The sequence below is a fragment of the Staphylococcus sp. EG-SA-2 genome (assembly GCF_017152085.1).
This window is the reverse complement of the sequence record NZ_JACYHC010000053.1, coordinates 1-569: the sequence shown is the minus strand read 5'-3', so window position 1 is coordinate 569 and position 569 is coordinate 1. Positions and strand designations below refer to the sequence as shown.

The window sequence follows — 569 nt, the reverse complement described above, 5'->3', positions numbered from 1 at the left end:
TTTTGATTAAAAGTGACATAGTGATAGAAGAGAAGGCCACACGCTTGGAATCTTAAACCAAGGTGTGGCCCTTTTTATTATTGATGGCTATTTAATTTTATAAATCTTGTCACTAAACTTACTACAAGCAATATTAAACCAATAAATAAAGCCATTATTGCTGTATTACTTTCGTTGTTTACTCCTGTTTTTGGCAATTCTTTCAATTGTTGCTTATGTACTGACTTGCTCTTGCTATCCAAATGAATACTTTGTTGTTTAGCCATTTGTTTATTACTTTTTGTGTGAATATCATTTGCTTTAATACTTGGATTTACAGCACTATTATTCGATGTTCCATTTGCGTTTTTCAACTGATTAATAACATTTGGATCTTTCGTGCCATCTATTAAATTATCTGGATGTTTTAGTAAATGTCTGCAGTCGGATACTATTTTAGAATCTTTTGCCTTTACCGCATTATTCGGCACCTCATTATCATCTTTCAACTGCTTGATAACATCTGGATCTTTCGTGCCATCTATTAAATTATCAAGTTTTTTCACACGTGCTATGTCACTAACTGGCCC

1 protein-coding gene is annotated in these 569 nt (G+C 32.7%); it reads right to left on the bottom strand.

Going from position 1 to position 569, the window contains the following annotated elements:
• Positions 1-77: 77 nt before the first annotated feature.
• Positions 78-569, bottom strand: a 492-nt coding sequence (gene sasK, locus IDG60_RS00400; protein ID WP_206160351.1) for an LPXTG-anchored surface protein SasK, incomplete at its 5' end; no start/stop codon positions are given.